7 protein-coding genes and 1 pseudogene are annotated in these 5,587 nt (G+C 66.7%); 6 read left to right on the top strand and 2 right to left on the bottom strand.

All coding sequences use genetic code 11. The annotated features are described in order from the left end of the window. Window positions 1-439 (bottom strand): annotated as a pseudogene (locus WAN02_RS32725) (cytochrome P450); the annotation flags it as partial. Between the two features lie 109 nt (window positions 440-548). Between WAN02_RS32725 and WAN02_RS32730 the strand changes: the two are divergent. Together WAN02_RS32730 and WAN02_RS32735 are read left to right on the top strand one after the other, a co-directional pair. After that, complete coding sequence (locus WAN02_RS32730) at window positions 549-905, top strand: PadR family transcriptional regulator (RefSeq protein WP_422269514.1); 357 nt, start codon at window positions 549-551, stop codon at window positions 903-905. Further along, window positions 902-1,279, top strand: a complete 378-nt coding sequence (locus tag WAN02_RS32735) for a hypothetical protein (protein WP_422269515.1) — start codon at window positions 902-904, stop codon at window positions 1,277-1,279. Before WAN02_RS32730 ends, WAN02_RS32735 begins: the two co-directional genes overlap by 4 nt. Window positions 1,280-1,297: 18 nt before the next feature. On the opposite strand, the gene WAN02_RS32740 is transcribed toward WAN02_RS32735, so the two are convergent. Continuing rightward, window positions 1,298-1,642, bottom strand: a complete 345-nt coding sequence (locus WAN02_RS32740; protein WP_422269516.1) for an MmpS family transport accessory protein — start codon at window positions 1,640-1,642, stop codon at window positions 1,298-1,300. A gap of 151 nt (window positions 1,643-1,793) precedes the next feature. On the opposite strand from WAN02_RS32740, the gene WAN02_RS32745 reads away from it, so the two are divergent. The 4 genes from WAN02_RS32745 to WAN02_RS32760 form a co-directional block, all read left to right on the top strand. Next, window positions 1,794-2,849 (top strand): catalase family peroxidase, encoded by a 1,056-nt coding sequence (locus WAN02_RS32745; protein ID WP_422269517.1) that lies wholly within the window; start codon window positions 1,794-1,796, stop codon window positions 2,847-2,849. Then, entirely contained in the window at window positions 2,846-3,406 is a 561-nt protein-coding gene (locus WAN02_RS32750; RefSeq protein WP_422269518.1) for a cytochrome b, read from the top strand. The genes WAN02_RS32745 and WAN02_RS32750 overlap by 4 nt, the downstream gene beginning before the upstream one ends. Before the next feature lie 28 nt (window positions 3,407-3,434). Beyond that, a complete protein-coding gene (locus tag WAN02_RS32755) occupies window positions 3,435-4,508 on the top strand; it encodes a dihydrodipicolinate reductase (RefSeq protein ID WP_422269519.1) in 1,074 nt (357 codons plus the stop codon). 80 nt (window positions 4,509-4,588) lie between these two features. Continuing rightward, a partial coding sequence (locus WAN02_RS32760) for an Hsp70 family protein (protein ID WP_422269520.1) occupies window positions 4,589-5,587 on the top strand: 999 nt, incomplete at its 3' end.

Raw genomic sequence — 5,587 nt, forward strand, 5'->3', positions numbered from 1 at the left:
CCGCGACCAGTCGGCGGGCGCGATCGCGAACCGAAGTCTCGATGCGCGCCACCACTTTTGGAGTGAACGCTCTGCTGACGATGGATCGCAGCCGTTGGTGGCGCGGGTCGTCGAGCACGATCATCGAGCCGAAGTATTCGGAGACCTCCGGTGTCTGGTCGTTGATGGTGATGTTGGGGCTGGAGCTGAAGATCTCGGGGTGACGGCTCGCGTAGAACACGTCGTCGAGTCCGGTGAGCGCCCAGTGGCCGCCGCCTTTGGCGAAGCCCTCTTGAACGGGTTCCCCCCAGAACGAGATCGGCGCCTCGCGCCGAAGCGTGGCGAACGCCCCGTCGCGCTGATCGTCGTCGAGCGCCCAGAAGTCCCATGCGCCGAGATCGATGTCGGCGAGCGCAATGTCGGGCGGCGCCGTGCCGTTCGTCCGCGTCGCAATCCCCATGTCGTCCGTCCTCGTCGTTGAGCGGGCTGTAGGCGCGAGCCTAAACCGGTCGCGGCCGATCGAGCTACTACGCTTGGCGTAGTACGTCATACGTACTAGAGTCCTCGGCATGGCACGCGGTTCCCGCCCGGCCCGAAAGCTCGGCAGACGAAATGATCCGGGGGTGCTGATCATGACCAGCCTCGCGTCGGGCGCCAAGCACGGGTACGCGCTGGCCCGTGATATCGAGCGGTTCGCCGGCGTAACACTCGGTCCGGGAACCTTGTACGGGGCGATCACGGCACTGGAAGACAACGGCCTGATCGAACCCACGGGCCACGACGAGCGACGGCGCCCGTATCAGTTGACCGCCGCGGGACGGGCCGAACTGACCACGGCGGTACGCAGCCTCGGCGCGATCGCGGCCGAAGGGGCTCGTCGCCTCGGGATTGCGCTGCACGGACCCGGCCCTGGCTGGGCGCAATGAATCCCCGCGACGCCCGGCGTGTCCTGCGGTGGTACCCGGCGGCCTGGCGCCGCCGCTACGGTGAGGAGTTGATCGCGATGCTCGACGACACCCACGGTGATGACGAACTTCCGCGGGCCGCCCGGATGTCACTGATCCGATCCGGCATGATCGAACGAATTCGCTTGTTGCGCAAGTACTCTGGCACCTACGTCGGGTACAGTATCGCGTGCGGGGTGGTGTGGGCGGTCATCCTGGCGGCGGCGTGGACCCAGGGCGGCGACGGCAACCGCCATACCTTGACGGTGTTCTTCGGCGGGTGGGCCATCGGCTGGCTGTCGGCAAGCATCGGACGCGTCGTCTACCCGCCACCGAAATCCCGGCGGCCGGCTTGACGCCGGTCCGCGCCGTGCTCAGTGCGAGCAGACGGTGCGCGCCGGTGCGCCGTCCGCGGTCGCTTGGCTGACCACATTGCCGTCGATCAGGATCGTGCACGTGATCGAGCCGGGGCTCTGCGCGCTGATGACGAACACCTTGTTGCCGTTGACGCTGAACTGGGTCGTCCACGGCAGAGGCACGTGTGCCTGCTGCCGCTGGGCGTCGTTGCCCATCTCATACGAGATGTAGTCGGCGACTGGGGCGCTACCACTCAACTGATAGGTCACCTGGGTCTGCGGGCCCGCGTGTGCCGCTCCGCCCGGCCCTAGCGTGGCCGCGAACACCGTGAGGGTCGCAACAAAGATCGACTTCGTGGTCATGGTCATCCATCGTGTCCCCCCGGCCAATTGCATGGGTCGGTTTTCGGGCCTTTTCTTCAATACTTAGTTCCGATGTGCCGCAATTGAACCGATGCCCAAAAATGATCGTGGCAGCGAGTGAAACCATCGGCGAGTAACAAGGAGCTGATCTATGGCTGAGCCATCTGAGCCGCCCGGACGTTGGGGCACCGCGCGTCCGGGCCGCCGTGACGTGCTGCGCGGTGCTGCCGCAGTGGGGGCTTTTCTCGGGCTGGATCTGGCTGCGTTGCTGACGGCGTTCAATTGGATCGGTCCCAAGCGCTTGACGCCGCAAGCCTTCCTCGACGGATTCAACAAGGCTTTCGGCCGGCACCACGGCTACCGCACCAACCACGCCAAAGGCGTATCCGTCACCGGCTGGTTCGACAGCAACGGCAACGGTCGAGAGCTGTCGACGGCGGCGGTGTTCGCACCAGGTCGCACGCCGGTGATCGGTCGATTCTCAGCGGCCGGCGGCAACCCGCATATCGCTGACGCGGCCGCGGCGGGGCGCGGGCTCGGCTTGGCTTTCGGATTCCCGGGTAGCCAACAGTGGCGGACAGCGATGCTCAATCTTCCCGTCTTCCCGGATAATTCGCCGCAGGCCGTGTACGACCGACTGGCCGCAACGGTCCCGGTTCCGGGTACCGGAAAACCGGAACCGGACGCGATGACGCGGTTCCTCGCCGCCCACCCGCCATCGGCCCGCGCCTTGACGATCCTCAAGCAACACCCGCCGACGCCCGGTTTCGCCGACAGCACCTTCCGTGGATTGAACGCCTTCTACTTCGTCAGCGCATCGGGTGTGCGAACGCCGATCCGGTGGTCGCTGACGCCGCTGCAGCAGGCACTGCCGCCGTCGTCGGGGCCCAGCGCGCTGTTCGATCCGCTCGTCGCGCAGTTGCGGGCCGGCCCACTGCGCTGGCGTTTGATGCTGACGGTCGGCGCGCCCTCGGATCCGACATACGACGCGACCCTGCCGTGGCCCGCCGACCGTCGCACCGTCGACGCCGGGCTGCTCACGCTTGACTCGGTGGCAACCGAGTCCAAAGGCAATGCGCGCGACATCAACTTCGATCCGATGGTGCTGCCGCCGGGCATCGAGCCGTCCGACGATCCGCTGCTGAGCGCACGGTCGGCGGTGTACGCCGCGTCCTACCGGCGCCGCACAGGGGAGAACACGCTATGACTGAGCCGGGTCGGTTCACGTGGCTGAGCAGGCTATTGCACTGGCTGACCGCCGCTTTGGTGTTCTCCACGCTGTTCATCGGCTTCGTCATGGTCAACTCGGTGGCTTCCTACGCCCAGCTGATTGTCGTGCACAAGACGTTGGGCGTGCTGATCCTGCTGGTCACGGTGGTCCGTGTCATCAATCGGCTGACTCATCACCCGCCTGCGTGGCCGTCCACCATCGGCTCGTTGGAGGGCAAACTCGTCGGGCTTTCCGAGAAGTTGATGTATGCGCTGCTGCTGCTCCAGCCGCTGATCGGTTGGGCGATGGTCTCGGCCGCCGGGGAACCGGTCGTGGTGTTCGGCTACCTTCACCTGCCTCGGATCGCGCCGTTCGACGCGCAGCTGTTTTGGGTTCTGCGCCAAGCTCATTCGGTTGTTGCCTATGCGCTGATGGCTGCGATCGCGGCACACATCTCGGCGGTGCTGCTGCACACGTTGACGTTGCGCGACCGGTTGATCGAGCGAATGACTTTCCGGTTTCGATCGAAGGCTGATCGCGGCCGCCTAGGGTGAAGCGGGGGTTGTCGATCGGAAGGTGCGCATGGCTAAACGGGTTGTGGTCTGGGGTACCGGCTTCGTCGGCAGGATGGTGATCGCCGAGATCGTCAAACATCCGGAATTCGAACTGGTCGGCGTCGGGGTGAGCAACCCGCAGAAGGTCGGCCGCGATGTCGGCGAAATCTGTGGGCTGTCCGAGCCGATCGGAATCGCCGCCACCGACGACGTCGACGCGCTGATCGCGCTGCAGCCCGACGCCCTGGTGCACTACGGCCCGACCGCTGCGCACGCCGACGCCAACATCGCCCTGATGACGCGCTTTCTGCGCGGGGGCATCGACGTGTGTTCGACCGCGATGACGCCGTGGGTGTGGCCGACGATGCACCTCAACCCGCCGAACTGGATTCAGCCGATCACCGAGGCGTGCGAGCTGGGCGAGTCGTCGTGCTTCACCACCGGCATCGACCCCGGATTCGCCAACGACCTGTTCCCGATGACGCTGATGGGCCTGTGTTCAGAGGTGCGCACGGTGCGGGCGTCGGAGCTGCTGGACTACACCAACTACGAGGGCGATTACGAAGTCGAGATGGGCATCGGCCGCGAGCCCGAGTTCCGGCCCATGCTGGAGAACCGAGACGTGCTGGTCTTCGCGTGGGGCGCCACCGTCCCGATGATCGCGCACGCCGCCGGCATCGTGCTCGACGAGATCACCACGACGTGGGACAAGTGGGTGACTCCCGACGAGCGTAAGACGGCCAAGGGCATCATCCCGGCCGGGCATGTCGCCGCGGTCCGCTTCACCATCAACGGTGTGTATCAGGGCCAGACCCGCATCCAGCTCGAGCACGTCAACCGCATCGGTCTGGACGCGGCCCCGGACTGGCCGGCCGGCACCAAGGACGACGTCTACCGCGTCGACATCGAAGGCACCCCGAGCATCTCGCAGGAGACCGCATTCCGGTTCACCGATGGATCAGGACGAGACGCCGCCGCGGCCGGTTGCCTGGCCACCGGATTGCGGGCGCTCAACGCGGTCCCGGCCGTCAACGACCTGCCGCCGGGCTGGGTCACGCCGCTGGATCTGCCGCTGATCGCGGGGGTCGGCACGATTCGCTGAAGCCAGAGCCGGTGACGGTAGCTGCCGGACAGCGGCGGCACGGGCGATAAATTGGTGGCCGATGCGCGGGATGAGGCGAGATGGCTGACGTAGAAGGATCGGCGTTAGGCCTATCGATAGGGGCCACCAACCTGGCGGCGGTGACCGCTGATCGGGCGGTGACCCGCAAGCCGGTGCTGACGCTGTACGACCAGCGCTCACCCGAAGTGGGAGTGCCCGCGGAGAACCCAAGGCTCAACGAGCCCGGGTTGGTGATCAGCGACTTCGTGGACCGTGCCGGAGATCCGGCGGGGATTGCGGCCGCCGAGAGCAGCACGCATCGCAGCGAGACTCTGGTCGCCGATGCGCTGCGGGCCCTGGCATACACCGCCACCGACGGGCGGCCGTTGCCGGATGCGGTCGCCGTCACCCATCCCGCGCACTGGGATGCGGTGGCGGTGGACTCGGTGGGGGTCGCCCTGAGCCGGGTGTCGGAATGGTCGCGCGGCCGCTTGGCTCTGTTACCCGATTCCACGGCAGCACTTTTCGCCCTGCGGCTGAACCCGGGCCTGCCGGACAGCGGGACCGTTGCCGTATGCGACTTCGGCGGGTCCGGAGCCACCGTCAGCCTGGTCGACGCCGCGAACGGCTATCAGTCCATCGTCCCGGCCGTGCGAACGGAAGACTTCTCCGGCGACCGGATCGATCAGGCGGTGCTCACCCACGTCGTCGGCGATCTGTCGTCGGCGGGCTCGTTCGACTCGTCGGCAACGTCGGCGATCGGCTCGCTGCAGAGTCTGCGGCTCGCCTGCCGGTACGCCAAAGAACGGCTCTCCTCGACGATGGAGACCGAGTTGACCGCCGAGGTGCCCGGCTACTGTGGCGACATCCGGCTGTCCCGCGCCGAGCTCGAGGATGCGATCCGCCAGCCGCTGCACGGCTTCATCGACTTCCTACACGACGTGCTGGAGCGCAATGGAATTCGCCCGATTGACTTGGCGGCGATTGCGTCGGTGGGCGGTGGCGCCAGTATCCCCTTGGTCACCAGAACGTTGTCGGAGCAGTCGGGTGCACTCGTAGTCACCGCACCGCGGCCACAC

It is taken from the genome of Mycobacterium sp. (genome assembly GCF_049281135.1).
Classification (GTDB): domain Bacteria; phylum Actinomycetota; class Actinomycetes; order Mycobacteriales; family Mycobacteriaceae; genus Mycobacterium.

Excerpts from the sequence above, each read along its gene's own strand:
- WAN02_RS32730 (WP_422269514.1), top strand. The coding sequence starts at position 549 with ATGGCACGCGGTTCCCGCCCGGCCCGAAAGCTCGGCAGACGAAATGAT.
- WAN02_RS32735 (WP_422269515.1), top strand. The coding sequence starts at position 902 with ATGAATCCCCGCGACGCCCGGCGTGTCCTGCGGTGGTACCCGGCGGCC.
- WAN02_RS32740 (WP_422269516.1), bottom strand. The coding sequence starts at position 1,642 with ATGACCACGAAGTCGATCTTTGTTGCGACCCTCACGGTGTTCGCGGCC.
- WAN02_RS32745 (WP_422269517.1), top strand. The coding sequence starts at position 1,794 with ATGGCTGAGCCATCTGAGCCGCCCGGACGTTGGGGCACCGCGCGTCCG.
- WAN02_RS32750 (WP_422269518.1), top strand. The coding sequence starts at position 2,846 with ATGACTGAGCCGGGTCGGTTCACGTGGCTGAGCAGGCTATTGCACTGG.
- WAN02_RS32755 (WP_422269519.1), top strand. The coding sequence starts at position 3,435 with ATGGCTAAACGGGTTGTGGTCTGGGGTACCGGCTTCGTCGGCAGGATG.